Source organism: Shinella sp., assembly GCF_049651085.1.
In the GTDB taxonomy this organism is placed as follows: domain Bacteria; phylum Pseudomonadota; class Alphaproteobacteria; order Rhizobiales; family Rhizobiaceae; genus Shinella.
This window is the reverse complement of sequence record NZ_JBASBL010000027.1, coordinates 598035-623974: the sequence shown is the minus strand read 5'-3', so window position 1 is coordinate 623974 and position 25940 is coordinate 598035. Positions and strand designations below refer to the sequence as shown.

24 protein-coding genes, 1 pseudogene and 1 riboswitch are annotated in these 25940 nt (G+C 64.3%); of the genes and pseudogenes, 11 read left to right on the top strand and 14 right to left on the bottom strand.

Annotated features, from left to right (window positions below; translation table 11 throughout):
* Positions 1–204: 204 nt before the first annotated feature.
* Entirely contained in the window at positions 205–729 is a 525-nt protein-coding gene (locus tag WA950_RS20250) for a GNAT family N-acetyltransferase (RefSeq protein ID WP_424553520.1), read from the top strand.
* Between the two features lie 11 nt (positions 730–740).
* Here WA950_RS20250 and WA950_RS20245 read toward each other — a convergent pair whose 3' ends face one another.
* On the bottom strand, positions 741–2102 hold the full coding sequence (locus tag WA950_RS20245) for an amidase (protein WP_424553519.1): 1362 nt from the start codon (positions 2100–2102) through the stop codon (positions 741–743).
* Between the two features lie 271 nt (positions 2103–2373).
* Here WA950_RS20245 and WA950_RS20240 point away from each other — a divergent pair, with 271 nt between their 5' ends.
* Positions 2374–3465, top strand: coding sequence for a glycosyltransferase (locus tag WA950_RS20240; protein WP_424553518.1), 1092 nt, complete (start codon positions 2374–2376; stop codon positions 3463–3465).
* Here the strand turns inward: WA950_RS20240 and WA950_RS20235 are convergent.
* Both WA950_RS20235 and ribB read right to left on the bottom strand, forming a co-directional pair.
* On the bottom strand, positions 3414–4718 hold the full coding sequence (locus WA950_RS20235; RefSeq protein WP_424553517.1) for a hypothetical protein: 1305 nt from the start codon (positions 4716–4718) through the stop codon (positions 3414–3416). The genes WA950_RS20240 and WA950_RS20235 overlap by 52 nt on opposite strands.
* Positions 4719–4897: 179 nt before the next feature.
* A complete protein-coding gene (gene ribB, locus WA950_RS20230; RefSeq protein WP_424553516.1) occupies positions 4898–5533 on the bottom strand; it encodes a 3,4-dihydroxy-2-butanone-4-phosphate synthase in 636 nt (211 codons plus the stop codon).
* An 89-nt stretch (positions 5534–5622) separates the two neighbouring features.
* Positions 5623–5769, bottom strand: a riboswitch (FMN riboswitch).
* A 164-nt stretch (positions 5770–5933) separates the two neighbouring features.
* Here ribB and WA950_RS20225 point away from each other — a divergent pair.
* Positions 5934–6938 (top strand): Ldh family oxidoreductase, encoded by a 1005-nt coding sequence (locus WA950_RS20225; RefSeq protein ID WP_424553515.1) that lies wholly within the window; start codon positions 5934–5936, stop codon positions 6936–6938.
* A 362-nt stretch (positions 6939–7300) separates the two neighbouring features.
* Positions 7301–7735 (top strand): annotated as a pseudogene (locus tag WA950_RS20220) (hypothetical protein); the annotation flags it as partial.
* Positions 7736–7969: 234 nt separating this feature from the next.
* Here WA950_RS20220 and WA950_RS20215 read toward each other — a convergent pair.
* Positions 7970–8653 (bottom strand): hypothetical protein, encoded by a 684-nt coding sequence (locus WA950_RS20215; protein WP_424553610.1) that lies wholly within the window; start codon positions 8651–8653, stop codon positions 7970–7972.
* Between the two features lie 293 nt (positions 8654–8946).
* Here WA950_RS20215 and lhgO point away from each other — a divergent pair, with 293 nt between their 5' ends.
* Together lhgO and WA950_RS20205 are read left to right on the top strand one after the other, a co-directional pair.
* Complete coding sequence (gene lhgO / locus WA950_RS20210) at positions 8947–10170, top strand: L-2-hydroxyglutarate oxidase (protein WP_424553514.1); 1224 nt, start codon at positions 8947–8949, stop codon at positions 10168–10170.
* 67 nt (positions 10171–10237) lie between these two features.
* Positions 10238–10489 (top strand): hypothetical protein, encoded by a 252-nt coding sequence (locus tag WA950_RS20205; protein ID WP_424553513.1) that lies wholly within the window; start codon positions 10238–10240, stop codon positions 10487–10489.
* Positions 10490–10540: 51 nt separating this feature from the next.
* Here the strand turns inward: WA950_RS20205 and doeB are convergent, their stop codons facing one another.
* The 10 genes from doeB to WA950_RS20155 all read right to left on the bottom strand — a co-directional run bounded on the left by doeB (position 10541) and on the right by WA950_RS20155 (position 20188).
* Complete coding sequence (gene doeB / locus WA950_RS20200) at positions 10541–11548, bottom strand: N(2)-acetyl-L-2,4-diaminobutanoate deacetylase DoeB (RefSeq protein WP_424553512.1); 1008 nt, start codon at positions 11546–11548, stop codon at positions 10541–10543.
* Positions 11549–11551: 3 nt separating this feature from the next.
* Positions 11552–12733, bottom strand: a complete 1182-nt coding sequence (gene doeA, locus WA950_RS20195) for an ectoine hydrolase DoeA (RefSeq protein ID WP_424553511.1) — start codon at positions 12731–12733, stop codon at positions 11552–11554.
* Between the two features lie 34 nt (positions 12734–12767).
* Positions 12768–13760, bottom strand: a complete 993-nt coding sequence (gene eutC, locus WA950_RS20190; protein ID WP_424553510.1) for an ectoine utilization protein EutC — start codon at positions 13758–13760, stop codon at positions 12768–12770.
* The gene (eutB, locus tag WA950_RS20185; RefSeq protein WP_424553509.1) at positions 13757–14764 is read right to left on the bottom strand and encodes a hydroxyectoine utilization dehydratase EutB; all 1008 of its coding nucleotides are present in this window, start codon (positions 14762–14764) and stop codon (positions 13757–13759) included. Before eutB ends, eutC begins: the two co-directional genes overlap by 4 nt.
* Positions 14765–14767: 3 nt before the next feature.
* A complete protein-coding gene (eutA, locus tag WA950_RS20180) occupies positions 14768–15544 on the bottom strand; it encodes an ectoine utilization protein EutA (protein WP_424553508.1) in 777 nt (258 codons plus the stop codon).
* Positions 15544–16206 (bottom strand): ectoine/hydroxyectoine ABC transporter permease subunit EhuD, encoded by a 663-nt coding sequence (gene ehuD / locus WA950_RS20175; RefSeq protein WP_424553507.1) that lies wholly within the window; start codon positions 16204–16206, stop codon positions 15544–15546. Before ehuD ends, eutA begins: the two co-directional genes overlap by 1 nt.
* Positions 16207–16208: 2 nt before the next feature.
* Positions 16209–16868, bottom strand: coding sequence for an ectoine/hydroxyectoine ABC transporter permease subunit EhuC (gene ehuC, locus WA950_RS20170; RefSeq protein WP_424553506.1), 660 nt, complete (start codon positions 16866–16868; stop codon positions 16209–16211).
* 74 nt (positions 16869–16942) lie between these two features.
* The gene (ehuB, locus tag WA950_RS20165) at positions 16943–17788 is read right to left on the bottom strand and encodes an ectoine/hydroxyectoine ABC transporter substrate-binding protein EhuB (protein WP_424553505.1); all 846 of its coding nucleotides are present in this window, start codon (positions 17786–17788) and stop codon (positions 16943–16945) included.
* 72 nt (positions 17789–17860) lie between these two features.
* The gene (gene ehuA, locus WA950_RS20160; RefSeq protein ID WP_424553504.1) at positions 17861–18646 is read right to left on the bottom strand and encodes an ectoine/hydroxyectoine ABC transporter ATP-binding protein EhuA; all 786 of its coding nucleotides are present in this window, start codon (positions 18644–18646) and stop codon (positions 17861–17863) included.
* 120 nt (positions 18647–18766) lie between these two features.
* On the bottom strand, positions 18767–20188 hold the full coding sequence (locus tag WA950_RS20155; RefSeq protein WP_424553608.1) for a PLP-dependent aminotransferase family protein: 1422 nt from the start codon (positions 20186–20188) through the stop codon (positions 18767–18769).
* Positions 20189–20254: 66 nt separating this feature from the next.
* On the opposite strand from WA950_RS20155, the gene WA950_RS20150 reads away from it, so the two are divergent.
* The 5 genes from WA950_RS20150 (at position 20255) to WA950_RS20130 (ending at position 25931) form a co-directional block, all read left to right on the top strand.
* Positions 20255–20737, top strand: coding sequence for an Lrp/AsnC family transcriptional regulator (locus WA950_RS20150; RefSeq protein WP_424553503.1), 483 nt, complete (start codon positions 20255–20257; stop codon positions 20735–20737).
* Positions 20738–20855: 118 nt separating this feature from the next.
* A complete protein-coding gene (locus WA950_RS20145) occupies positions 20856–22352 on the top strand; it encodes an NAD-dependent succinate-semialdehyde dehydrogenase (RefSeq protein WP_424553502.1) in 1497 nt (498 codons plus the stop codon).
* Positions 22353–22384: 32 nt separating this feature from the next.
* Positions 22385–23758 (top strand): aspartate aminotransferase family protein, encoded by a 1374-nt coding sequence (locus WA950_RS20140; protein ID WP_424553501.1) that lies wholly within the window; start codon positions 22385–22387, stop codon positions 23756–23758.
* Between the two features lie 70 nt (positions 23759–23828).
* Positions 23829–25109: an ArgE/DapE family deacylase gene (locus WA950_RS20135; RefSeq protein WP_424553500.1), complete on the top strand. Its 1281-nt coding sequence runs from the start codon at positions 23829–23831 to the stop codon at positions 25107–25109.
* 138 nt (positions 25110–25247) lie between these two features.
* On the top strand, positions 25248–25931 hold the full coding sequence (locus WA950_RS20130) for a 4-hydroxythreonine-4-phosphate dehydrogenase (RefSeq protein ID WP_424553499.1): 684 nt from the start codon (positions 25248–25250) through the stop codon (positions 25929–25931).
* The last annotated feature ends 9 nt before the right edge of the window (positions 25932–25940 follow it).

Below are 25940 nucleotides of genomic sequence, written 5' to 3'. Positions count from 1 at the left end.
CTCATCGTCAAGGCCATCCTGAAGGGCATTGCCATACAGCAGGACCGTCAGTAACCACTTGGTCACATTGTTCCCGGCAAATAGTCCCTCATCGGTAAAATCAATTGGACGCCTGGCCTGTTTGCTTTCTATAGCGGATGACCGCACCGAAAGGGTGCGAAATCTGATGCAAACTCAATCACAGCGATACATCGTGACAGCATAATGACAGACATTCCCGTAATCGAGACCGAACGCCTTCTCCTGCGTGATTTCCGGCCTGACGACCTCGGCGCGATGACGGCGATGTGGGCCATGCCCGAGGTCGTGCGCTTCATCGGCGGCACGCCGCTCTCTCGCGAACAGTCCTGGCAGCGCCTCGTGCGCCAGATAGGCATGTGGCGCATCATGGGCTTCGGCTTCTGGGCGATCATCGAGAAGAGCAGCGGCGCGCTTATCGGCGAAGGCGGCTTTCACGAGATGCGCCGCACCCTGACCCCGAGCATAGAAAACACGATGGAGGCCGGCTGGGGCCTGATCCCCGAGGCGCAGGGGCGCGGCTATGCCAGCGAAGCGCTGAGCGCCATGCTCGGCTGGGCCAAGGCGACCCATCCTGGCCACCCCATCACCTGCATCATCGACGAAGACAACGAGGCGTCCCTCAACTTCGCCCGCAAGCACGGCTTCGAGGAATTCGCAAGGACGCAATATGCTGGCTCGGAGGTCAAGGTACTGAAGAAGAAGGCCTGACTGGGCCGCCGTCAGCCCAGGAGGCCCTCCACCGCAGCGGCGACGGCAAGGACGCGCGCGTCGCTGTTCTTCGGCCCCGACAGAAGGAGCCCGACGGGCATGCCCGCCGCTCCCGTGCCGCAGGGCAGCGAGACGCCGCACCAGTCGAGGAAATTGCCGACCAGCGTGTTGCGCAATGTCTTGCCGTTCGTCTGGAAGAACAGGTCCTCGTCGTCGATCAGCGGCTGGACCAGCGGCGCGACAAGGGGAAGCGTCGGGCTGAGCAGGATGTCGTTCGGTCCGAGCTGCGCCTCGAAGGAAGCCGTCAGCGCCTCGCGGACGGCCAGCGTTTCAAGATAGCCCGAGAGCGTGATCTTCTCGCCGAGCAGCGTGCGCTTGACGACGCGGGGATCGATCTCGGCCGCCGCCGGGCCGGTGATGCGCTCGCGGTGAAGCACGAAAGCCTCGGCGGTGACCAGCGCGCCGTGCTTTGCCATCACGTCGAAGATCGCGGAAAATTCCGGGAACGCCTGCCGACGGATGCGTGCGCCCGCCTTCGCCAGTTGTTCGACGGCCATCTCGAACGCGGCGACGACTTCGGGCTCGGCCCCGTCGAAGAACACGGTCTCGGGAACAACGAAGGAAAGGTCGGTCGGGCTCGGGCGTAAAAGCGCCTCGGCGGCCGTCAGCCCGCGCATGGCGGCATCGATCCAGACCGCGTCCTGCACGGTGCGGCAGAGCGGACCGAGGGAATCGAGGCTCCTTGCCAGCGGGAAGACGCCCTCCATGGAATAGCGCCCGCGCGTCGCCTTGTAGCCGACGATGCCGTTGAAGGCGGCGGGAATGCGCACCGAGCCACCGGTATCCGTGCCGATGGAAACAGGCACAAGACCTGCTGCGACCGCAACCCCAGAGCCGGACGAGGAGCCGCCCGGAATGCGGTGCTCGCCGGCGGGCGAAGCCGGGTTGCGCGGCGTGCCGTAATGCGGATTGATACCAAGGCCGGAAAAGGCGAATTCGCTCATGTTCACCCGTCCGACGCTGACCATGCCGGCGCCGGAAAGCGCCCGCACCACCGCCGCATCGCGGCTTGCCGGCGCGCTGTCCTTGAGCACGGTGGAGCCAGCGGTCGTCGGCAGGCCTTCGATATCGAAAAGGTCCTTCCAGGCAACCGGCACGCCATCCAGCATGCCGAGCGAGCGGCCTTCACGAAGCCGGCGGCTGGCGGCCTGCGCTTCCGCCATCGCCCGGTCTTTCAGGAGGCAGGTGAAGATGGCCGCGTCCGGATGCGCCTCAATGGCGGACAGGGTTTCTTCCGCCAGCGCGACGGGATCGAGCGCGCCGGATTGCAGGAGCACGGAAAGCCGGGCGATAGAGCGCGGTTCTGTCGTCATCGTCAAGTATCCTTTTCTGCTCGTGCGACGCAGTGCATCCAGCGATGGCAAGACCCGCCACCGGCGACGGCCTTCCCGGCCAGCGCGGAGGCATTGAAGGACCGTTTCAACAGGTTCGGATCGGGACCGTCAACAGGAAAGAAGCACGGCCGGTCGCTGCGTATCATATCCGGCAAAGGGCATATGCCCTCATCCAAAAAGCCGCGTCAAAGTCCGCACGGAACGGCCCTAGGATGCGAAAGGGCGGAGCAACGCCCGGCAGGGGGCCAGAATGCAGATCGTCAACATCATGCAATGCACGGAACTCGGCGGCATGGAGCAATCCGCCTTCCGTTTGATGCGCGGTCTCCAGAGCCGGGGACATCAATGCAGCGTCGTCTCCCTGACACCGCTCGGCAAGCTCGGCCCCTATCTGGAAGAGGCGGGCATACAGGCGATCGGCCTTGCCTATAGGGGCAAGCTCGGTTGGCGCAGCTTTCCCGAACTGCGGCGCACCTTGAAAAGCCAGAATGCGGATGCCCTCATCATGACGGGGAGCAATCTTCTCGCCATGTTCGCGCTCGGGCGTCTTGCGGCGGGGCGGCGATTGCTGGCCATGCATTTCCATCACGGCGTCCGGCCGGCTTGGCAATGGCACCTGTTCTACCGCATCGCGTCTTCCCGCTTCGACGCCATCAGCTACCCCTCCGATTTCCTGCGCACGGAGGCCGTGGACATCGCTCCCTTCGCCTCCTCGATGTACCACACCATCCGCAACCCCTTTGCAGCGCCGGACATGCCGCAAGAAACCGAGAGACAAAGGGCACGGGCGAGCCTCGGCCTACCCCGCAATCTGCCCCTCGTCGGCAATGCCGGCTGGCTGATCCCGCGCAAGCGTTTCGATGTCTTCCTCAACGTTGCGGCAAGCGTCTCCAAGGTCATGCCCGCCGCCCGGTTCGTGATCGCCGGAACCGGTCCGGAAGAAGATCGGCTGAAGGCCCTCGCGCAGGAATTGGGTATAGCCGACAAGGTAATCTGGCTCGGCTGGGTGGAGGACATGAAGAGCTTCTACATGAGCCTCGACACCCTCCTGTTCAATTCGGATTGGGATGCGTGGGGCAACACGGCCGTGGAGGCCATGGCTTTCGGGGTGCCCGTCGTCGCCTCGGTGCTGAACGGCGGCCTGAGGGAAATCATCAGCCTTCCGGCCTACGGCACGCTCCTCGACGTCCATGATGTCAAACGCCTTGCCAGCGGCGTGCTCGCCCAGCTTCGAGGGGGAGACGGCAACACGGGTGCGGACGGCCGCAAGCGCTCTGTCGGCATGAGCGATCAGTCGCGTATCGTGGGTGAAGTCGAGAGCCTGCTCAGGCTTGCGGCCTGACGGCGCCCAGCCTGCGTGCCGGGCGTGCGGATCCGCGCGAACAGCAGGCACGGCAGCATGAACATCGTGATGTGCAGCCAGGCGATGACGATTTCGTTCGTGAAATGCGTCACCACAAGCATGGCTGGCATCGCGGACAGCATGTAGAGCAATTGCATGGCCGTGTTGCCCTGCATCGCGCATCCGTAGATGCCCGCGAGCACTGCCGCCACCAGGGCAAATTTCAGGCAGCCGAAATACGAGAACGATCCGAACGCATCCATCATGCCCATCGGCGTCGAACCGGCGGACGGCTCATAATCGAGCGAATAGTGCAAGGGCGTACTTATATACAGGGATTCCTTGAGCCCGGATCCGAAAATCTGGGCGGGGAAATAGGAATGGACCAGCGTGTTCCAATGGGTTGCGCCGAAATCATAGGCGTTGTTTTCCGACACGTAGGACATGGAGAAGGCGAGGTTGCGGAACTCGGGGCCGCCCTCCTCGATGAGCTTGCGCCAGTTTTCCGCGGGATTGATCTCAAGGACTGCCTGCCAATCCGGTTCGCCGCCGCCATAATAGGTGGCCGCACGGTATTCCCCCGCGGAAAGCAAACCGGCAACGGTAAAAACCAGGCTCAGGGCGACGACGGAACGAGGGACAGCGCGACGGCGCTGAAACCACAAGGCAAGGGCGACCATCAGGGCCAATTCCGCCGCATCGCCGCGGCGTCCGGCGATGACGATCCGGTCGAAATAAAAGATGCCGTCGAACAGAATGATCCAGAGCGCCGCCAGCGACGGACGGCGCGCAAAACAAAGAAGCGCGATTGCGAGCCCATAGGTCAGCAATTTGGCGAAGAAGAGATAGGCGACCGCGGTGCCCGTCAGAAAGCCCCGCAAGCGTTCCTCATCGGCAAGCTGGCCAAACTTGTGAAAGAAATAGGCGCCCACGAGCGACAGAGCACCGGAATAGATCAGCAGCCTCTTTTCGCTGAATGCGGTATCCCAGCCGATTCGAGAATGCCGGCCAAGCTCCCAGCCGACCGCGCACATCACAAGGCACAACCAGGAGAAGAATACGGCGCGCGTCATTGCACCGTCCTGCGGCATGAAGCGGTCGTTGATGAGCCCGGGAATCTGCGGCAGAACGAATGTGAGAAACATTGCCGCGGCGAGGAACGGAAAGCCATAAAATCCGCCGCGCTTCCACAGCCCGCTGCCGAGAAGGGCAATGGACGTCAGCAAGAGAAGCACTGTGCCGATCCATACCATGGCAGACCTCTGGCCGTTGGTATCGGCATGATTGCCGCGTAGCGCCGGCCGGGGCAACACGGCCGTTAGGCGTAGTGACTGGCCGATCGACGGCCAGCGCTATCGCCAGCGTTGCGAAACGTCGCCGCGCCCGGCGGGGCGGCGCTTCCTTTGCGGTTGCGAAGAAGATCGAGGGAGAACTACGCGGCCTTGACCACCGCATTTTCCGCGCGACGCTCGACATGGGCGATCAGGTCTTCGATGGTGACGAGCGGTAGCTGGTGCAGCTCGGCGAAGGCGATCAGTTCGGGCAGCCGGGCCATCGTGCCGTCGTCATTGGCGACCTCGCAGATGACGCCCGACGCAACCATCCCGGCAAGGCGGGCGAGGTCGACGGCGGCTTCCGTGTGGCCGGGGCGCCCGCGCACGCCCTGCGGATGGGCCCGCAGCGGGAAGATATGGCCTGGACGCGCGAAGTCTTCGGGTGCCGCCGCGGGATCCATCAGCGCCAGAACGGTCGCTGCGCGATCAGCGGCGGAAATGCCCGTTGTCGTGCCGGGCAGGTAGTCCACGGAAACGGTGAAGGCCGTCTTGTGATATTCGGTGTTCTGCGGAACCATCAGGGAGATGTCGAGCGCATCGAGCCGCTCGCCCTCCATCGCCACGCAGATGAGGCCGCGGGCATGTTTCATCATGAAGGCGATCGCCTCCGGCGTCACCGCTTCGGACGCGACGATGACGTCGCCTTCGTTTTCGCGGTTTTCATCATCGACGACCACGATCATGCCACCACGAGCGAGCGCCGCGACTGCGTCTTCAATTTTCGAGAGTGCCATTTCATTGCCTTTCAAGGGTTGCCGCTATCGGCGTTTCATCCCTTGGGCGAACAGACCCGCACCCCGCTCCCGAAAGAGCGGTTCTGCAGACATGTCCTCTTCCATCCGGACTCTAACCGTCGGCTCCGGCATCGCACCGGATCTGCTGACCTTCCATTCTCATGGAAGCGCTCGCGGGCTCCCGGATTGCTCCGGATACCGCCGGTGGGGAATTTCGCCCCGCCCTGAGAACAGGCCTAGATAAGTAATTCCCACGGCATAATGCAAGAGGCCGGTTCGTTGATAGTCGTGAGCGCGTCCCGCGAGCCTCTTCCCGGTACGCATTGAGGTGCTACAAGGCATGTCAAACTGGTCCCGCTCGTCCGGGACGATCATGCGTCGAGAAGCGGGAATGGAATCGATGACCTTGGATATCAGGCTGCCGGAGAGTGACCTCATGGCTCTGGCGAACGATTTTCTTGTGGCGCAAGGGCTGAATGCACCACAAGCCCGGTCACTGGCCGCAATCCTCGTCGCCGCGCAGCGCGATGGCAGCTGGTCGCATGGGCTGCAACGGCTGCCGGGGACGCGGGACACGATGGCGCATCCGCAGTTCAACAAGCAGGCCGATCCGCAGCCCGAAAGCGTCTCTCCGGCTGCGGTGCGGGTCGATGCCAGGTTCGGCTTTTCATGCCTTGCCGCCGAGAGGGGCATCGCCGTCCTGATCGAGAAGACCAAAGCCCTCGGCATTGGCCTGCTTGCCGTCAACAACGGCTTCCATTCAACTGCGCTGTGGCCGCTTGTCGAACGCATTGCCGATTCTGGCCTCGTCGGTCTTTCCATGAACCCGACCCATGCCTGGGTCGCTCCAACGGGTGGCACAAAGGGTCTGCTGGGCACCAATCCCCTCGCCTTCGCCTGGCCGCGCAAGAACAATCCGCCTTATGTGTTCGATTTTGCCACCTCGGCGGCCTCCCGCGCCGACATCGCCATGCGCCGCAACAATGGCCAGGATATCCCAGATCACTGGGGATTGAACGCGAAGGGCGAGCGAACGACCAATCCGGCTGAAGTGCTCGCCGGTGCCATGCTTCCGTTTGGCGGGCACAAGGGCTCGGCGATCGCAACGATGATTGAACTGATGGCCGGCCCCCTCATTGCAGACCGCACCAGCCGGCAATCGCAGGTCTTCGATGAGGGCGTCAGCGCGGCTCCGTGCCATGGCGAACTGCTGCTGGCCTTCTCCCCCGATATTCTGGGAGGAGCGGATGCCTTTGCCGACGCAGAGACGGTTTTTGCCGGATTTTCTGAACAGGGCGCACGCCTGCCCGGTGATCGGCGCTACCAGAACCGGATGAAAAGCGCTGTCGAAGGCATTTCGATATCCCGTGAACTGCTGGACCGCATCCGTGCGCTAATGGGGTAAGACGACGCCTGTTCATTGCGCCTCTGCGCCGGCGGCGAGAATCACCCTCTTTACGTGCATTTCCGGCACAGATCCGCCGCGAGCGCGCAAACAACACCGGCCTAATCACGCCGGTGGACACTCCTTGCTTCCCGCAGGCATGCCGGCGCCAGGTGCCGCATCGGCGCGGCCGTAAGAGACCAGCATATCACATTGATATTATTTTATTTTGCATTCAATCCTCGCGTAACCGTTTAAAACAAAATGCAATCATCAAGAGAATATTCTTGCATGTACCCTTTATAGGTTAACTAATTTCCTATCTTCGACTTAACTCCCTCGGTAGCATATGCTATATAAATTCAACCGGAGGTGATATCTCAATGGTCGAATCCGATAGAGACGCGAAGTACGGAAGCTCTGCGAGTAATACACCCTATGGTAGAGAATTATTGACGCCGCCTGCCCTTTGCCCGGCTTCGGATATGGAGGCTGCGCTGGAGGGAGCGGCAACGGTGAGCGCAAGGGAACTACCGCCGGTCCCCCGGGCTTTGGTCGGCGGGCTCGCCATTGCGGCAATCGACCGTCAGGCAGCCACAGCGCTGATGATCGCGGCGGCGCGGCGGCGTGGCAAACGCCCCTTCTACTTTACCTCCGCCAATGGCGAGGTCATCGCCCGGGCTCATTCGAGCAGCCACATTGCCGGGCTTTTCTCCGAGGCTGACCAGATCCTGGCGGACGGACAGCCGCTGGTCTTCGCCTCGCACTGGCTGTGCCGCCACAGGCTTCCCGAACGGGTCGCCACGACCGATCTCTTTCACGACGTGGCAAGACGGGCGGAGCGGGAGGGGATCAGCTTCTACCTTCTGGGCGCAGGCGAGGTGAGGTTTCCCGGCCTTGGCGGGTTCGGCCCCTTTGGCATATTTCGGCCCGACCCCCGCAAAATAGCGTCCGACGAGACCCGGCACCGGCGCACAGGCATCCACGATGCCGAACAACCTTCCGCTTCGCAGCAAATGACGCCCGAGCGCGCCGGCGCAGCGGCCGAGATCCTAATGCGACCGGCAATAGATGACCTGGCTGCATGGCACGAGCCCGCGCAGCACGCGCCGCTGCTTGAAGACGAAGGGATGGACCGCCCCTTCTTCAAGGCAGATCAGGGCATCGCAGCCAAGCGCGGCATGTTCCAGGAGAATGAAGCGCTCGCTTTGCGTCAGCCCCTCCAGTTCGGGAAGGTCCGGCCTTGCCGCCAGCACCCGTGCGCCCTGTCGCGCCGGGCTGAGGATCGGCATGAAGGCGTGCTGGCCGTCGGCAAACCGCTTGAACCGCAAGGCTTCCGTCACTTTCAAGGTCACGGGTGCTGGCGTGATGCTGAGATAGGTCACGTCGCGGCGGCGCATCGCCGTCATGACGAGCTTGCCGGCATAGGCGCGAAAATCCTCGTCGACCGCCCAGCTCGACAGGTTGCATCGGATGGGCGTTCCCGCCTCGCCCGAATGGCGGAAGAACAGCGTCAGCATGACGCCGACAATGTGTTCCCTGTTTTCCAGCGCATAGCCGTAGCGCGGCAGGTCGTCCACCAGCGGCCGCCCGGCCATGCGCGCCAGCGCGTCCCGCCAGTGTTGGCGTGGGCGATCTGGAAAGCCTCTTTCAAGACATTCGACAACTCCGGCAAGATCCGCTTCCCCGATCGGGCGACAGACAAGACCTTCCGGAAGCGCTCCCAGGATGCTCATGGTCGCTCCATATTAAATGAAATCTCAGGTTGTATTTATTCATGCTGCCACTTTCTCTACAGCTCGCAACCGATTTTCCTCGCTGCGCGTCACCGGCAGACGCGCAGAAATGGGGTGTGGAATGCACGAAAGCGCAACGAATGCGACGGGGCCTACGGCGAAAGGTCCTGGCATAGGCCGATTGCACGAGGGCGAGCATGCCGACTCTGTCTTGACCGGGCCTGCCAATGCGCGCAATGCCAATCGGCATGACGCGCGGGCCGAGCGGCAACGTCGCTGGCAGGGAGGCAGACTTGACCGACATCACCATCATCGGCGGCGGCATCGTCGGCATAGCGACGGCCTATGAGCTACTGCGCCGCTTTCCGGGCATTTCGCTCGAAGTACTCGAAAAGGAAAGCCAGCTCGCCCTGCACCAGACCGGTCGCAACAGCGGTGTCATCCATGCGGGCATCTACTATGCGCCGGGCAGCCTCAAGGCGGATTTCTGCCGTCGCGGGCTCGAGGCCACACTCCGCTTTTCGGCCGAGCACGGTATCGCCTATGAACAGCCGGGCAAGCTTCTGGTCGCAACCTCGCCCGTCGAAATGGAGCGCCTTGCCGCGCTGGAGGGGCGGGCGCGGACGAATGGCCTTGCGGTGCGCCGCGTCGATGTGGCGGAACTGCGCGAAATCGAGCCGAATATCGTCGGCCTCGGCGCGCTGCTGAGCCCGACGACCGGCATTGCCGACTACGGCGCCATCGTGCGGCGCATGGCCGCGCTGGTCGATGAACTGGGCGGGCAAGTGACGTGCAAGGCGGAGGTGCGCAACATCGAGGAGCGGGCGAACGACGTTCGCATCACGCTTGCCGACGGCAGCATCCGCACGACGCGGCACCTCGTCGTCTGCGCCGGCGTCATGGCCGACCGGCTCGCCGCCATGTGCGGGCTCGGCGGCGACTTCGCCATCGTGCCGTTCAAGGGCGAGTATTTCCGCCTTGCCGCCCGGCACGACCATGTCGTGCGACACCTCATCTATCCGGTGCCCGACCCCGCCCTTCCCTTTCTCGGCATCCACCTCACCCGTATGATCGGCGGATATGTGACGGTAGGGCCGAATGCCGTGCTGTCTCTTTCACGCGAGGGCTATGGAAAACTTGCCGCAGACCTGCGGGATCTACGCGACATGGCGCGCTTTCCCGGTTTCTGGCGGACATTGCGGGCCAATCTTTCTTCCGGGCTCGGGGAGGCCGCCAATTCGGCGTTCCGTCACCATTACCTCAAGGCCTGCCAGCGCTATTGCCCGTCGCTCGAGCTGGAAGACCTGTTGCCGCATCCACCGGGTATTCGCGCGCAGGCAGTCCTGCGCGACGGCACGTTGCTGCACGATTTCCTGATCCGCAATTCGGCCCGCACGATCCATATCTGCAATGCGCCCTCGCCCGCCGCGACCTCGGCAATCCCGATAGCCGGGCACATCAGCGACCGGGCGGCCGACGCCTTCGGTCTGAAGCCAGAAGGTGCGCTGTCTCGTTAACCTTTTGTTAACCATCCTCTCCCACCCTGCCCCTGGGGCACCATGATGTGGAAGAGAGAAGAGACCCATGAGGCTCATCACGGTACCGGACAAGATCGTGCGCAACAATCATCACACGTTGCTCGTCATGCGTGACGGCAGCACCTGCCAGGTGGTCTGCGTGGTGAACGACGGCGCGATCGGCGATGTCTCGTCCAAGCTCGGCCTGATCGAGACGATCGCCAGCCGCAAGCTCGACGGCGGCGAACTCGCCTTCGACGGCCGCGTCTGGATCACGCCGGCCGACATGCCGGCAGCAATGCACACGCGCCGCCATTGAGACAGAGAGGCTTCGGCCTCGTTCAACCGGGCGGCCCGCCAGCCCTCGCGATCATGCGACGATGGCGGCCAGCACGCTGACGCAGTCGCCGGGTTTGACGAGGCCCGGGAAATGCCGGGCGGCAAGGATGCCGTCCATCCTGGCCTTCACCTCCAGCGGCGCCGCGCCCGTGCGCCCCAGCGGATAGATGCGGGCAACGACCTCACCGCTCTTCACCGCATCGCCGAGGTCGAACAGCGGCTCGATCAGCCCGCCATCCTCGGCGAAGGAGAAGCAGTTGCCATCCGGCATATCGAGCCAGATGGTCTTCGCCGCCGCGACCGCGCCTTTGAGGATACCCGCCGCCTTCAGCACGTTCGCAACGCCCGTCCTGGCGATGCCCGCGCTCTTTGCCGTCGCCGTGCCGCCACCGCCCAGTTCGGTGGTGATGAAGATCTTGCCCATTTCCTCGGCCGCCGTGTCGTACATGCCGACTGCATCGATCTCCAGCATCTTCATCGACCAGGGCGCGCCGAAGGCGCTGACGAGATCGAAGGCCCTCGCCTCCTGCGCCTTGTCGGGCAGGATGTGCGCGGCGCAGAAGGGCAGGAAATCCAGCGTCTTGCCGCCCGAATGAAAGTCGAGAACGATATCGGCAAGCGGCAGCAGTGTGCGCTGGAAATAGTCGGCGATCTTGGGCGTGACCGTGCCATCCGGTGCGCCCGGAAAGCTGCGGTTCATGTTGCCCCTGTCGATCGGCGAGGTGCGCGTGCCGGCAAGGAAGGCCGGGTAATTCATCGCCGGCACGATGATGACGCGGCCGGAAACATCCTCCGCCTTCAGCGTGCGCGCGAGATCGAACAGTGCGATCGGCCCCTCATATTCGTCACCATGGTTGCCGCCGGTGAGAAGGGCCGTCGGCCCCTCCCCGTTCTTGACCACCGTCACCGGGATCATCACCGAGCCCCAGGCGGAATCGTCGCGGCTATAGGGCAGGCGCAGGAAGCCGTGCTGCACGCCTTCGGCCGAAAAATCGACCGTGGGGGTGATCGGCGACGGGCGCAGGGTGCGTTCCGTCATGGCTCAATCCTTCACGAGAAGCTTGCGCGGCACGTCAGCCAGGCATTCAACGCCGGTTTCCGTGATCAGGATGCTTTCCGTCGTCTCGAAGCCCATGTCCTCCAGCCAGAGGCCAGTCATGAAGTGGAAGGTCATGCCGGGCTTCAGCTCACTCCTGTCGCCGGGACGGAGGCTCATGGTGCGCTCGCCCCAGTCCGGCGGATAGGAGACGCCGATGCCGTAGCCGGTGCGGTTGTCCTTGACGATGCCGTACTTCTTGAGCACCGCGAAGAAGGCGTTGGCGATGTCCTCGCAGGTGTTGCCGGGTTTGGCGACCGCAAGCCCCGCCTCCATGCCTTCGAGCGTCGCCTTCTCCGCATCGAGGAAGGCCTGCGTCGGCTTGCCGAGGAAGACGGTGCGTGACAGCGGCACGTGGTAGCGGTGGTAGCAGCCGGCGATCTCGAAGAACGTGCCTTCACCCGATTTCATCGGCCGGTCGTCCCAGGTGAGATGCGGTGCGGACGCCTCGACGCCGGACGGCAGCAGAGGCACGATCGCCGGATAATCGCCGCCGATGCCTTCCACACCGCGCGTGCCGGCATCGTAGATTTCCGCCACGAGATCGCATTTGCGCATGCCGACCTCGATCTTGTCGAAGATGCGCTGGTGCATCTTTTCTACGATGCGCGCCGCGTTGCGCATGTACCTGATTTCCGTCTCGCTCTTGACCGCGCGCTGCCAGTTGACGAGCGCGGTGGCATCGACGAAGCGGGCATTCGGCAGGTGCTTCGTGAGCGAGGCGAAGGCGGCCGCGGAGAACCAGTAATTGTCCATCTCGACGCCGATCGTGAGCTTGTCGAGGCCGCGCTCGGCAAGCTTGGCCGAGAGATAGTCCATCGGGTGACGCTCGGTGGATTGAACGTAATGATCGGGATAGCCGATGATGTTCTCATGCTTCAGATAGGCGGTGAACTTGGCACCGTTGGCGTCCTGCCCGCGGCCGTACCAGATCGGCTCGCCCGTCGGCGGCACGACGACGCACTGGTGCACGTAGAACGACCAGCCGTCATAGCCCGTCAGCCAGTTCATGTTCGACGGATCGCTGCAGATCAGCACGTCGATGCCCTTGGCTTCCATGGCTTTGCGCGTCTTCTCAAGGCGCGCTTCATACTCCGGAAGTGAGAACTTCAGGTTCGCTTGTTTCATTCTATTTTCCTCTATACCCGGCGAGAAGCCGGTCTCAACTCTCGAAGGTCGTGCCGGCATCCGTTGCGGCCGCGCGGGCGGCGGCAAGGGTTGCGATGGCCGTATCCTGGATGCCCGTGCCGGTGAGATCCGCCACGGTGATCTGCTCGGGGCCGGTGCGGCCCGGTTTGCGCCCGGCGATGATCTCGCCGAGCTCTGGAAAGCCTGTTCCCTCCGTCACGAGGCCGGCCGCAATCGCATGGTGCAGCTCGCCGAGCAGGCGCGTCTGCCGGAGGCTGTCGGCGACATAGAGCCCGGCGCCGGTGATGATAGCGGGCTCGATCTCGTTCTTGTGCTCGGCATCCGAGCCCATCGCGGTGACATGCTGGCCGGGCCGGAGCCATTCGGCCTTGAGGATCGGCGTTTCGGAAGGCGTGGTGGTGACGATGATGTCGGCGCCATCGACCGCCGCACGGCCATCCGCCTCCGCGCGAACGGCAAAGCCGAGCTTCTCCGTCAGCTCCTCGGCCGCCGCTTCAGCCTTCGCGACATCGCGCGCCCAGATACGGGCCTCGCGGATGGGGCGCACGAGGCTCAGGGCTTCAAGCTGCAACTTCGCCTGCATGCCCGCGCCGAAAATAGCGGCGACGGAAGCATCCGGCCACGACAGGTGCCGGGCCGCAACCGCTCCGGCGGCGGCCGTGCGCACGTCCGTCAGGTAGCCGTTGTCGAGCAGCACGGCCTGCACGAGGCCGGTCTTCGTCGAGAACAGCACCATCAGGCCGTTGGTGCTCGGCAGGCCGATCTTCGGATTGTCGAAGAAGCCGGGGCTGATCTTGATAGCAAAACCGTCGAGGCCGGGCACATAGGCGGTCTTCACATCCACCTCGCCCCGCTGCTCGGGCATGTCGACCCGCAGGATCGGCGGCATGGCGACCGCCTTGGTGGCAAGCGCATGGAAGGCATCCTCCACGCAGGAGATCGCCTCGAGGTCGAGCGGCACGATGCGCCGCAGTTCCGCCTCGGTGAGGATTTTCATCTTCGTCATGCCGCGTCCTCCGCAAACGGATCGGTCTCGCCATTGATGGCCCGCCGGTGCAGGCGCATGTCCACGTTGCGGCCGGACAGGATGACGGCGACGGGTCCTTCCAGCCGTCCGAGCCGGCCGGACAGCAGCGCCGCGATGCCGACCGCTCCCGCGCCTTCGATCACCTCACGCTCTTGCGTATAGGCATGGCGCATGCCGGCGGCGATCTCTTCCTCGGAAAGCAGGATCACATCGTCGAGCAGGGCGCGGCACATGGCGAAGGTCACGGCATTGGCGAGACCGATGCCGCCGCCAAGGGAATCGGCAAGGCTCGCCACTTCCTCCACCTGCACCGGCCGGCCAGCTTCGAGGCTCGCCATCATCGCCGCGCCGCGCTCCATGGTGAGGCCGATCACGCGGGCCTTCGGCAGGCGGCCCTTGACCGCCGCCGCAACGCCCGCCGCCAGCCCGCCGCCGGAGAGCGGCACGAGCACGGTCGCGACATCGGGCATAACATCGACAATCTCCAGCCCGAGCGTACCCTGCCCCGCCACGACGGCGGTGTTGTCGAAAGGCGGCACCATGACGAGGCCGTCCTCAGCGACCAGACGATCGGCCTCCAGCTGCGCTTCGTCCTGCGACCGGCCGACGATGCGGACCTTCGCGCCGAGCCGGCGGATTTCCGCCACCTTGTTTTCCGGCACCAGCCGCGACATGCAGATCGTCGCAAGCGATCCTTCTGCCTTGGCGGCATGGGCGAGCGCCCGGCCGTGATTGCCCGTCGATGCCGCCACAACGCCTCGCGCCCGCTCATCCGACGAGAGCGACAGCACCGCATTCGTCGCGCCGCGCAGCTTGAAGCTGCCGGTCGTCTGATGGTGTTCGAGCTTCAGGCCGACCGGCACGCCGCAGCGTTCGGTGAGCGACGGCGAGAGCGTGAAGGGCGTGCGCAGGACGCGCCCTTCGATGCGCCGGGCTGCCACTTCGATATCCGCTAATGTCACGGGAAGGGTTTCGTTCGCCATGACTTACAGACCCGGATAGACAAGCGTCATCAGCCGGCCGAGCTCAGGCCTTGCGGTCGCATCGCCGCAAAGGCGCAGGCAGGCCCAGGCGGTGGCGAGATTGCTGGTGACGACCGGCTTGCCGATGGCCGCCTCGATCTTAGCCGCGACGCCCGCCGCCCGCACCGCCGTGCAGGAGATGAAGAGCGCGTCAGAATCCGGCGCCATCGCTTCCTTCGCGAAGGCGACGATCTCGGACAGGGAAATGCGCGCCATGTCGCGGTCATCGGTGAGACCAAGGCAGGTGAAGCGGGCGATGTCGAAGCCGAGACCTTCGAAATAGTGGGCCATCGGCCTGCTGGTTTCGAGCGTATAGGGCGTCAGCACGGAAATGCGTCTTGCGCCGAGCGCCTTGAGGCCGGAAACCGCCGCGGCGGTCGGCGTCACGACGGCGGCCGTCGGCTTGGCGGCCTTCACCGCCGCCGTCACCTGCCCATTACCGATGACAACGGAGGCGGAGGTGCAGGAATACATGACGACGTCGAGCGGCTCGTCCGGCAGGATGAGCGCCGCGCCGGATGTCAGCGAGGGCTGCATGGCCCGCAGGTTCTCCGGCGTCACCGGATTGGCATAGGGGATGCGGGTCGCGTAGACGCCGATGCGGTCGCTTGCAACCATGCGCTGGAAGTCGACTTCCGTCGTATGGTCTGTCGCAAGGATGATGAGGCCGATGCGCTTTGCCAGCGGACGGTCGTCCAGCTTCGGAGCGCGGGAGGCAAGGGAAAGGTCGAGCGTCTTCATCAGCGTTCCTCCACGCGGGCGTAGCGTTCCTCCAGCCAGCGCAGGAAGACGACGGAGATCAGGCTCATGATCAGGAAGAACACCCCAACCAGCGTCATCGGCTCGATATAGCGGTAGCTGCTGTTGGCCACGATTTTGGCCTGGTTCATCAGTTCGAGCACCGTGATGGCAGAAAGCAGCGGCGTCTCCTTGAACATGGCGATGAGATAGTTGGCGAGCGCCGGAATCATCGGCGGGATCGCCTGCGGCAGGATCACATGGATCCAGGTCTGTCGGCCCGTGAGGTTCGTCGCCTTGGCCGCCTCCCACTGGCCGCGCGGCACGTTCTGGATGCCGGCGCGATAGACCTCAGCCGCATAGGTGCCGTAGTGCAGGCCGAGGCCGATGACACCGGCGAGCAGCGCCGGCAGGCGGATGCCGATATCCGGCAGCACGAAGAAGATGAAATAGAGCTGCACGAGCAGCGGCGTGCCGCGAATGAACTCGACGATGAAGCCCGTCACCCTGGCAATCGGCTTCGGCGCGGTCATGCGCAGGATCGCAAAGACGAGACCGACGACCGCCGCGACGGCGGCACCGAGCAAGGTGGCCAGAAGCGTGATCTTCAGGCCCTGCAGGAGGGTCGGCATGATTTCCCAGACGAAGTTCCAGTCCCATTCCATCGTCAGGTCCTCACACCGTCGAGGCCGCGGGTGACCCGGCGTTCCAGCCAGCGCATGCCGTAGGAGATGGCGAGCGCCATCAGGAAATAGAGCACGAGGATGACCGTGAAGGGGATCAGCGTGCTGCCGGTCTGGGCGCGCACGACCTGCGCCTGGAAGGTCATGTCGGTCAGCGAGATCAGCGAGACGACGGCGGTGCCCTTCAAAAGCTCGATCGCATTGTTGCCGAATGTCGGCAGCATCAGGGGCAACGCCTGCGGCAGGATGACGTGGCGCATCGCCTGGCCGCGCGTCAGGTTCAGCGCAATGCATGCCTCGCGCTGTTCCCGGCCGATGGCCTTGACCGCACCGCGCACAACCTCCGCCCCGTAGGCCCCGACATTGAGACCGAGCGCCAGCACGCCGGCCTGCAGCGGCGAGAGCGTGACGCCGGCAAAGGGCAGCACGAAATAGACCCAGAAGAGCTGGACGAAGATCGAGGTGCCCCGGAAGAACTCGATATAGGTGGTGGCGAGCGCCCTGACCGCCATGAAGCGGCTGACGCGGCCGAGCCCGGCGACAAACGCCATGACGACGGCTAGCACCGAGCCCATCACGGTAAGCTGAAGCGTCACGAGCGCCCCTTGCAGGATCAGCCCTATATAGCCGGACCAGTCGGTCATCGTCTTCCCGTTCGAGAATAGTTGGAATAGCGCACTCCCTTGGTAAGGGAGTGCGCGACGTTGGGGTCGCCGCTCTACTGCGCCGCGCAGAGCTTTTCGCGGGTCGTCGAGATCGCCGCCGCCGCGGAGAAGCCGTAAGGCTCGATGAGCTTGGCGAACTCTCCGGACTCCTTCAGCTTGGCAAGCTCGACGTCGAAGGCGTCGCGCAGCGCCTCGTTGCCCTTCTTGAAGGCCGCGCCGTCGCAATAGACCGGCGCACCTTCGACCGGGGCCACCACTTCGATATTCGGATCGTTCGCCTTGGAAACGAGGTCGTTGATCGACAGAACCGGCAGCGAATAGGCGTCGATGCGCCCATCCTGCAGCATCTTCAGGCCGCTCTGACCATCCGGCACCACGATGACGCGATCGCGCGGCACGCCGGCTTCGAGCGCCAGCTTCTCTTCCGTGCCGCCGCCCGGCGCGCCGATCTTGGCATCCGGATTGTCGGCAATGTCCTTGTAGCTCTTCAACCCGAGCGGATTGCCCTTCTTCAGCGCGAAGGCTTCCGCGTCACACAGGATCGGCTCGGAATAGGCGACCGCCGCGCAACGCTCCGGCTTCATGAAGAGGCCCGCGGTGATGACATCGTGACGCCCGGCCTGGAGGCCCGGGATCATCGCGCCATATTCCGAGATCGAAGCGACAATGTCCTCAACGCCGAGGCGCTTGAAGACTTCGCGCGCCACATCGGGCGCGGCGCCCGAAACCTTGCCATCGGCGGCGACGGCCGTGAACGGCGGTTCGTTGGCGATGGCGACACGGGCGAAACCCTGCTCCTTCAGCGCCTCCAGCTTGCTGTCATCGGCAAAAGCCGGCGCGACGGCGACGGCTGCCATCAGCGCGCTCGCGCCGGCCGCCATGGTCAAAAACGTCCTCATGCTCATTGTTCCGAACTCCTCTGGCTGTCCTTGGTTGTTGTTTGGGGCTTTGTTTCCGAGCGGACGAACCACTCAAACGCGGTGCCCTGCCGCGATGATCTTGCGCAGGAAGGTCTGTGTGCGCTCCTGCCTGGGATTGTGGAAAATCTCGTCCGGCTTGCCTTCCTCGACGATCTTGCCGCGGTCGAAGAAGAGCACGCGATCGGCAAAATCGTGGGCAAAGCCCATCTCGTGGGTCACGAGCAGCATGGTCATGTCGGTCTCGGCGGCAAGCTTGCGCATGACGTTCAGCACCTCCTCGACCAGTTCCGGGTCGAGCGCCGAAGTCACCTCGTCGAACAGCATGATCTTGGGCGAAAGTGCGAGCGCGCGGGCGATGGCGACGCGCTGCTTCTGTCCGCCGGACAGTTGGGCGGGCATGTTCTTCGCCTTGTCGGCGAGGCCCACCATGTCGAGAAGCTCCATCGCCCGCGCCTCGGCCGCCGCCTTCGCCACGCCCTTGGTCAGCATCGGCGCAAGCGTGACATTGTCGAGAACGCATTTGTGCGGAAAGAGGTTGAAGTGCTGGAAGACCATGCCGATCTTCTCGCGCATCCTGTGCAGGTGGCGGTCGTCCGCCGGTACGAGGCTGCCGTTCTTCGGCATGTGGTAGAGCTGCCTGCCGTCGACCTCGATATGGCCGCCGCTGATCGTCTCCAGCGTCATCAGAATGCGCAGGATCGTCGTCTTGCCGGATCCGGACGGGCCAATGAGGGCGAGTTTTTCGCCCGGCAGCACCTCCATCGACAACCCGTCGAGCACGGTCAAGGCACCGTAGCGCTTGGTGATGTTGTCGATGCGAATGATCGGTGCGGCCATGCATGCCTCTCCCTGTTGAGACAGTGAGGCCTAACGATGCGCGGCGATCTAAATCATGTCAATCCGAATAATAATATCATTACAATTATTGTTTCCGTGCCCTTTTCGCAGGCATTTCTCTCAGATCGCGAGCAGCAGCGCCTCGGGATTTCCGCTGGCGAGCGAAGCCAGGATACCGAGGCCGGTGCGAAGTTCCTGCTCGGTCGTGGAACCGAGCGAGATGCGCACCGCCGGGTGCCAGGACTGGTCGCAGGTGCGGAAAGACGAACCAGGCGCGATGGCGACGCCCCGCAGGCGCGCCTGCGAAACGAAGCCCTCCTCCGTATGCCCCTCCGGCAGCGGCAGCCAGACATGCAGGCTCTGCGGATGCGTGTGATAGGGCAGGCCCGCAAAGGCCTCCTGCGCGATGGCGTGGCGCAGGGCCAGCGCCCCGCGCTGCCAGTTGACGAGTTCCATGGCCGTGCCGTCGCTGACCCAGCGCGTGGCGATCTCGGCAATCGAGGGCGTCGCTATCCAGTTGGAGACGAGGTGCCGGTTGGCGACCGCCGCGACATAGCGGTCGGGCGCGGTGAGATAGCCGATGCGCAGGCCCGGCACCGTGATCTTGGTGAAACTCGTGATGTAGAGCGTGCGCTCCGGCGCATAGGCCGCCAGCGGCGGCGGCCGATTTTCCACCAGCGGGCCGAGGATATCGTTCTCGATGATCGCGATGTCGTGCCGCCGCGCGACCTCCGCCAGCGCCTGCCGGCGCTCGGCGCTCATCAGCGTTGCAGTCGGATTGATGACGGAGGGCTGCAGGAAGACGGCGCGAATGACGCCCGTGCGGCAGGCTTCGTCGAGCGCTTGCGGGATCATGCCGTCGTCGTCGATCGGCAGACCCTCGAGATGCAGGCCGAGATAGGAGGAAAGCGGCACCAGCGTGTGATGGCTGATCGCCTCCGTCGCGACTGTCGCGCCGGGCGGGGCGACGCTCATCAGCGCCACCGTCATGCCCGAGGTCGCGCCGTTGGTGAGGTTGATGTTGAGCGGCGAGATGTCGAGGCCGCAGCGCGCCAGCCATTCGGCCCCGACGGCCCGATGGCGCGGGAAAACCATGTTCGGCCTGAAGGAGAGCGCCGAACTCGACGGCAGATTTTCCGCAAGCCACCCGAAGGCCTCGCGCATGCGCTCCAGATGGAGCTGTTCGCAGACCGGCTTGAGGATCGACAGGTCGACCAGTTCGCCGAGACGTTCCGGCAGATAGGGTGGATCGGGCTCCTTCGGCCGGGTCTGCACGAAGGAACCACGGCCGACCTCGCCGGAAATGAGACCGCGCCGGATCAGCTCGTCATAGGCCCGGCTGACGGTCTGCACGGAAAGTTTCAGGTCGTCAGCGAGCTTGCGATGCGGCAGAAGACGTGTACCGTTCGGCAGCAACCCTTCCTGGATGGCGCGGGCGATCTGCTCGGCCAGGGAGAGGTAGGCCGGCCGGCGCAATTGGGAGATATCGGGTCGCCAACTTGTCATGATTTCAACACTGCTCAAATTCAGTTCAATTGACAACGTCAAAATGCCTTTCCATTGTCTTTTTCCAAGCCTTGACATGATTTCCGCCCGGAGTGCGCTTCTATGAAACTCGACGCCATTGACCTGCGCATTCTGGAGGCGATCCAGGAGAATGGTCGCATCACCAAACTGGCGCTGGCGGAAAAGGCGGGCCTCTCGCCGACGCCCTGCTGGCTGCGCCTGCGCAAGCTGGAAAAGGCCGGCATCGTCTCGGGCTATCATGCGCGCATCGCGGTGCGGCGCGTCGCCCCCGTCGCCAGCGTGATGATGGAGGTGACGCTCTCCAACCACCGGCAGAGCGATTTCGACCGTTTCGAGCGGGCCGTGGCCGTGACGCCGGAAATCGTCGCCTGCTGGTCGGTCGGCGGCGGCGTCGATTACATCCTGAAGATCATGGCGGCCGATATCGACGCCTATCAGCGCCTCGTCGACAGCCTGCTCGATCGCGAACTCGGCATCGACCGTTACTTCACCTACATCGTCACCAAGACGGTGAAGGAGGAGATCGCGCTGCCGCTTGCGACGCTCCTGCCCGCCTCCGGGTAGAGAGATTGTCTACGGATGCCCGGGAATTTGGCCAATGTCTCTGCGGCCTGCCCCGGCAATAGACAATCTGTCGCCCGTCCTCTGGCAGACTTCCTCCACACAGCCAGAGGAGGCCGCAATGACCGCCCTATTCGCCCGGACCACGTTCCACGATGCGCTCACGCGCCTCGCCGACCCTCACCTGCTGCGTGGTCTCTCCTATGTCGGTGGCCGCTGGGTGGCGGGCCGCGACGGCAACAGTTTCGAGGTCACCGATCCCGCCACCTCGGCGACGCTCGCCTGGGTCGCCTCGCTCGACGGCGACCAGACTGCGGAGGCGGTCACGGCCGCGTCGAATGCCTTCCCGGCCTGGCGGGACATGCTGCCGCAGCAGCGCGCCACGATCCTGCGCAAATGGCACGGGCTGATGCTGGAGGCGCGCGAAGACCTCGCGCTGCTGATGACACTCGAACAAGGCAAGCCGCTCGCCGAATCGCGCGGCGAGATCGACTATGCCGCCTCCTTCATCGAGTGGTATGCCGAGGAAGGAAAGCGCCTCAATGCCGAAGGTGTTACGAGCCACCTGCCCGGCGCAGAAATGATCGTGCGCCGCGAGGCGCTCGGCGTTGTCGGCATCGTCACCCCGTGGAACTTCCCGTCCGCCATGATCACCCGCAAGGCCGCCGCGGCGCTTGCCGCCGGCTGCACGGTCGTTGCCCACCCCTCCAGCGAAACGCCGCTCTCGGCGCTTGCCCTTGCCGAACTCGGCGAACGGGCGGGCCTTCCCGCCGGCGTCTTCAACGTGGTGACGGGGGACGCCGCCACCATCGTCGGCCGGATGAATGCGGATGCTCGCGTACGGGCCCTCAGCTTCACCGGCTCGACGCAGATCGGCAAGCTGATCGCCGGCCAATGCGCGCCGACCATGAAGCGCCTCGTGATGGAGCTTGGCGGCCATGCGCCGCTGATCGTCTTTGCCGATGCCGATATCGACAGGGCCGCCGACATCGCCGTCAATGCCAAATTCGCGACCTCCGGCCAGGATTGCCTCGCCGCCAACCGCATCTATGTCGAGCGCCCGGTGCTCACCGCCTTCACCAAGGCCTTCAAGGCGCGCATCCAGGCACTGAAGGTCGGGGGCGGGCTTGAGGCAGACGTCGAGATCGGTCCCCTGATGCATGAGCGCGCCATCGCCAAGGTGGAAGAACAGGTCGCCGATGCGCTGAAGCGTGGCGCAAGGCTTCTTACCGGCGGCAAGCGCCACGCGGCCGGCGCGCTGTTCTTCGAACCGACGCTGCTGGCAGATGTCGCCGACGACGCGCTGATCATGCACGAGGAGACCTTCGGCCCGGTCGCCGCCGTCAGCGTCTTCGACAGCGAGGCCGAAGTGGTCGCCCGCGCCAACGACACCGAATACGGTCTCGTCGCCTATGTCGTCACGGAAAACGGCGCACGCCAGATGCGCCTTGCCCGCGCGCTGGAATACGGCATGGTGGCGATCAACCGCGTGAAGATCACCGGCGGGCCGATCCCCTTCGGCGGCTGGAAACAGTCCGGCCTCGGCCGCGAGGGCTCGCGCCACGGCATGGAGGCCTTCACCGAACTCAAATATCTCTGCATCGACACGGCTGCCTGATCCCGGGCACCGAAATACCGAAAGGAAAGACCATGTCCGACAGACGCAATGAACTCACCGCCTGGGACCGCGATCACTTCTTCCACCCCTCCACCCATATGGGCATGCATGCCCGCGGCGAGACGCCGACGCGCGTCATCGACGGCGGTGAAGGCGTCTATATTACCGACACGAACGGCAAGACCAGCCTCGATGCCTTTGCCGGCCTCTATTGCGTCAATGTCGGCTATGGCCGTCAGAAGATCGCCGACGCCATCGCCGAGCAGGCCAAGAACCTTGCTTATTACCACGCCTACGTCGGCCACGGCACGGAAGCCTCGATCACGCTTACCAAGATGATCATCGACCGCGCGCCGGAAGGCATGAGCCGCGTCTATTTCGGCCTTTCCGGTTCCGATGCCAACGAGACCAACATCAAGCTGATCTGGTACTACAACAACATTCTCGGCCGGCCGGAAAAGAAGAAGATCATCTCGCGCTGGCGCGGTTATCACGGCTCGGGCATCATGACCGGCTCGATGACCGGTCTTCACGTCTTCCACAATGCCTTCGACCTGCCGCGCGCGCCGATCCTCCATACGGAAGCGCCCTATTTCTTCCGCCGCCCGGATCGTTCGATGGACGAGGAGCAGTTCTCCCAATATTGCGCCGACAAGCTGGAGGAAATGATCCTTGCCGAAGGGCCGGACACCGTCGCCGCCTTCATCGGTGAACCGATCCTCGGCACCGGCGGCATCGTGCCGCCGCCGAACGGCTACTGGCGAAAGATCCAGGCCGTGCTCGACAAGTACGACATCCTTCTCGTCGCCGACGAGGTGGTGACGGGCTTCGGGCGCCTCGGCACGATGTTCGGCTCGGACCATTACGGCATGAAGCCGGCACTGATCACCATCGCCAAGGGCCTCACCTCCGCCTACGCGCCGCTGTCCGGCACCATCGTCTCGGACAAGGTCTGGGACGTGCTGGTGAAGGGCTCGGATGAACTCGGCCCCATCGGCCATGGCTGGACCTATTCCTCGCATCCGATCTGCGCCGCCGCCGGCGTGGCCAACCTGGAACTCATCGACGAACTCGGCCTGGTGGAAAATGCCGGTTCGACGGGTGCCTATTTCCGCGCCGAACTGGCCAAGGCCGTCGGCGACCACAAGCATGTCGGCGAAGTGCGCGGCGACGGCCTGATGGCCGCCGTCGAATTCGTGGAAGACAGGGACGACCGCGTCTTCTTCGATCCGGCCCGGAAGATCGGCCCGCAGGTCTCCGCCGCCCTGCTGGAGCGCGGCGTCGTCGGCCGCGCCATGCCGCAAGGCGATATCCTCGGCTTCGCTCCGCCGCTGTGCCTGACGAAGGAAGAAGCGGATATCGTGGTGAAGGCGACAGCTGAAGCGGTGAAGGCCGTTTTCGGCTGATCCGGCTTGCAATGGGCGGGGCAGCGGCTACGTTGCCCCGCACCGCTTCCTTCTCTCGACAAGGCTTGCCATGACATCCCCAAACGATCGAATCATCACCGCCGTCGACCGGCTTTTCGACGATCAGGTTCGGTTCCTGGAAAGACTTGTGGGCTTGCGGTCGCTGCGCAACGAGGAAGCGGCAGCACAGGATTTCATCGAGGCGGCGCTGCAGGAGCGCGGCTATGACGTCAGCCGCTTCCGCACCGATGCCTCCAAAATCGGTGAGCACCCGGCCTTCTCCCCCGCGACGGTGGATTATGCTGAAAGCTGGAACGTTGTCGGCCGCAAGGCAGCGACGGGCACCGGCGGAAGGTCGCTTGCCTTCAATTCCCATGTCGATGTGGTTCCGGCGGGGAGCAACCATCGCTGGACCTCTCCGCCCTTCGAGCCCTTCCGCGACGGCGACTGGCTCTATGGCCGTGGCGCGGGCGACATGAAGGCCGGCCTCGTCGCCTCCATCTTCGCGCTCGACGCCATCGCCGCCGCCGGCCTTTCGCTGCGCGGCGAGGTTCAGGTGCAATCGGTCGTCGAGGAGGAAATCACCGGCAACGGCGCGGCGACCGCCTTTGCGCTCGGCTTTACCGCCGATGCCATTGTCAGCCCCGAACCGACCGACGAGCAACTCGTGCGCGCCAATGCCGGCGTCATCAAGTTCCGGCTGGAAACCAAGGGTCGCCCGGCCCATCCGCGCGAGCCGGAATCGGGACAGAGCGCCATCGACCTGATGATCCGGCTGATCGGGCATCTGCGCGGCCTCGAGCAGAAGTGGATCGCCGAACGGCAGGACAAGCCGCTGTTTCGCGACATCGCCAATCCGGTCGCCCTGACGATGGGCACAATCAGCGGCGGCGACTGGATCGCCTCAATACCGAGCGATTGCGCGGCGGAAGGTCGGATCGGCTTTTATCCGGGTGAGGACCCCAAGGTCCGTGCCGCCGAATTCGAGGCCTTCCTCGATCGGATCCAGACGGAAGACCCCGCCTTCGCCAGCGAGCGACTGGTGAGCCTCAGCTGGGTCGGCGTGATGCATGCCGGCTATGAACTGCCGGAGGGCACCGACGCCGAGGCGAGCCTTCGCGCCGCCCATGCGGCCATCCATGCGGGCAATGAACTGCCGTCCTACGTCATGGCCTGCTATCTCGACGCGGCCGTGTTCTCGGTGCACGGCAATATACCCTCGCTCGTCTATGGCCCGATTGCGGAAAACATCCACGGCATCGACGAGCGTGTCAGCCTTGCCTCGCTGCGCCGCGTCACCAAGACCCTCGCCCTGTTCGCAGCGGACTGGTGCGGGGTTCAGGAAGCCTGAGGCCCTGTAAAAATCCGGCGGAAAACACCTGTCTCGAACCGGAAAAAGCGATAAGCATCACGCGCGGATTCCTCATCGTGTTCGCCAGCCCGGCCCCCGCCAGCCGGCAAGGACAGCATACGCCCGGAAAGAATGCCCATGGCCCGACCCGACTTCATCTGCATGCTGACGCGCAACGACCGCACGGTCCCGGACGCGCTGGATCACCTTCCCTCCGTGCTCGCCGCCGGCGTGCGTCATATCGGGTTCAAGGATGTCGGCCTGCCCTTCGAGGCGCTTGCCGGCCTCAATCGGGCCATCCGGAACGCGGATGCGAAAAGCTATCTGGAAGTGGTGTCATTCGACCGCGACAGCGAAGTGGCCTCGGTGCGGGCCGCCATCGAGCTAGGTGTCGACTATCTACTCGGGGGAACCCATGTCGATGACGTGCTGCCGCTCCTCAAGGACACCGCTATTCGATATTACCCCTTCCCCGGCCGCGTAACCGGCCATCCGAGCGTGCTTGAAGGGTCCATCGAGGAGATCACCGCCAGCGCCCGGTCGCTTGCCGCCCGTGACGGCGTGCACGGACTGGACCTGCTTGCCTACCGCGCCGCCTGCGATGTTCCCGCATTGATCGCCGCCGTCTGTTCGGCCGTGGAAAAGCCCGTCATCGTCGCGGGCTCGATCGACCGGGCAGAACGCATCGCGGCGGTCAGGAAAGGTCGTGCCGCCGGCTTTACCGTCGGCACCGCCGCGCTCGATGGCGCCTTTCCCGCCGCTGTCCCCGGCCTCACGCAGCAATTGCGGGAAATCGCGTCACTTGCTGCGAAGGCGGGGTAGCGCCAGACA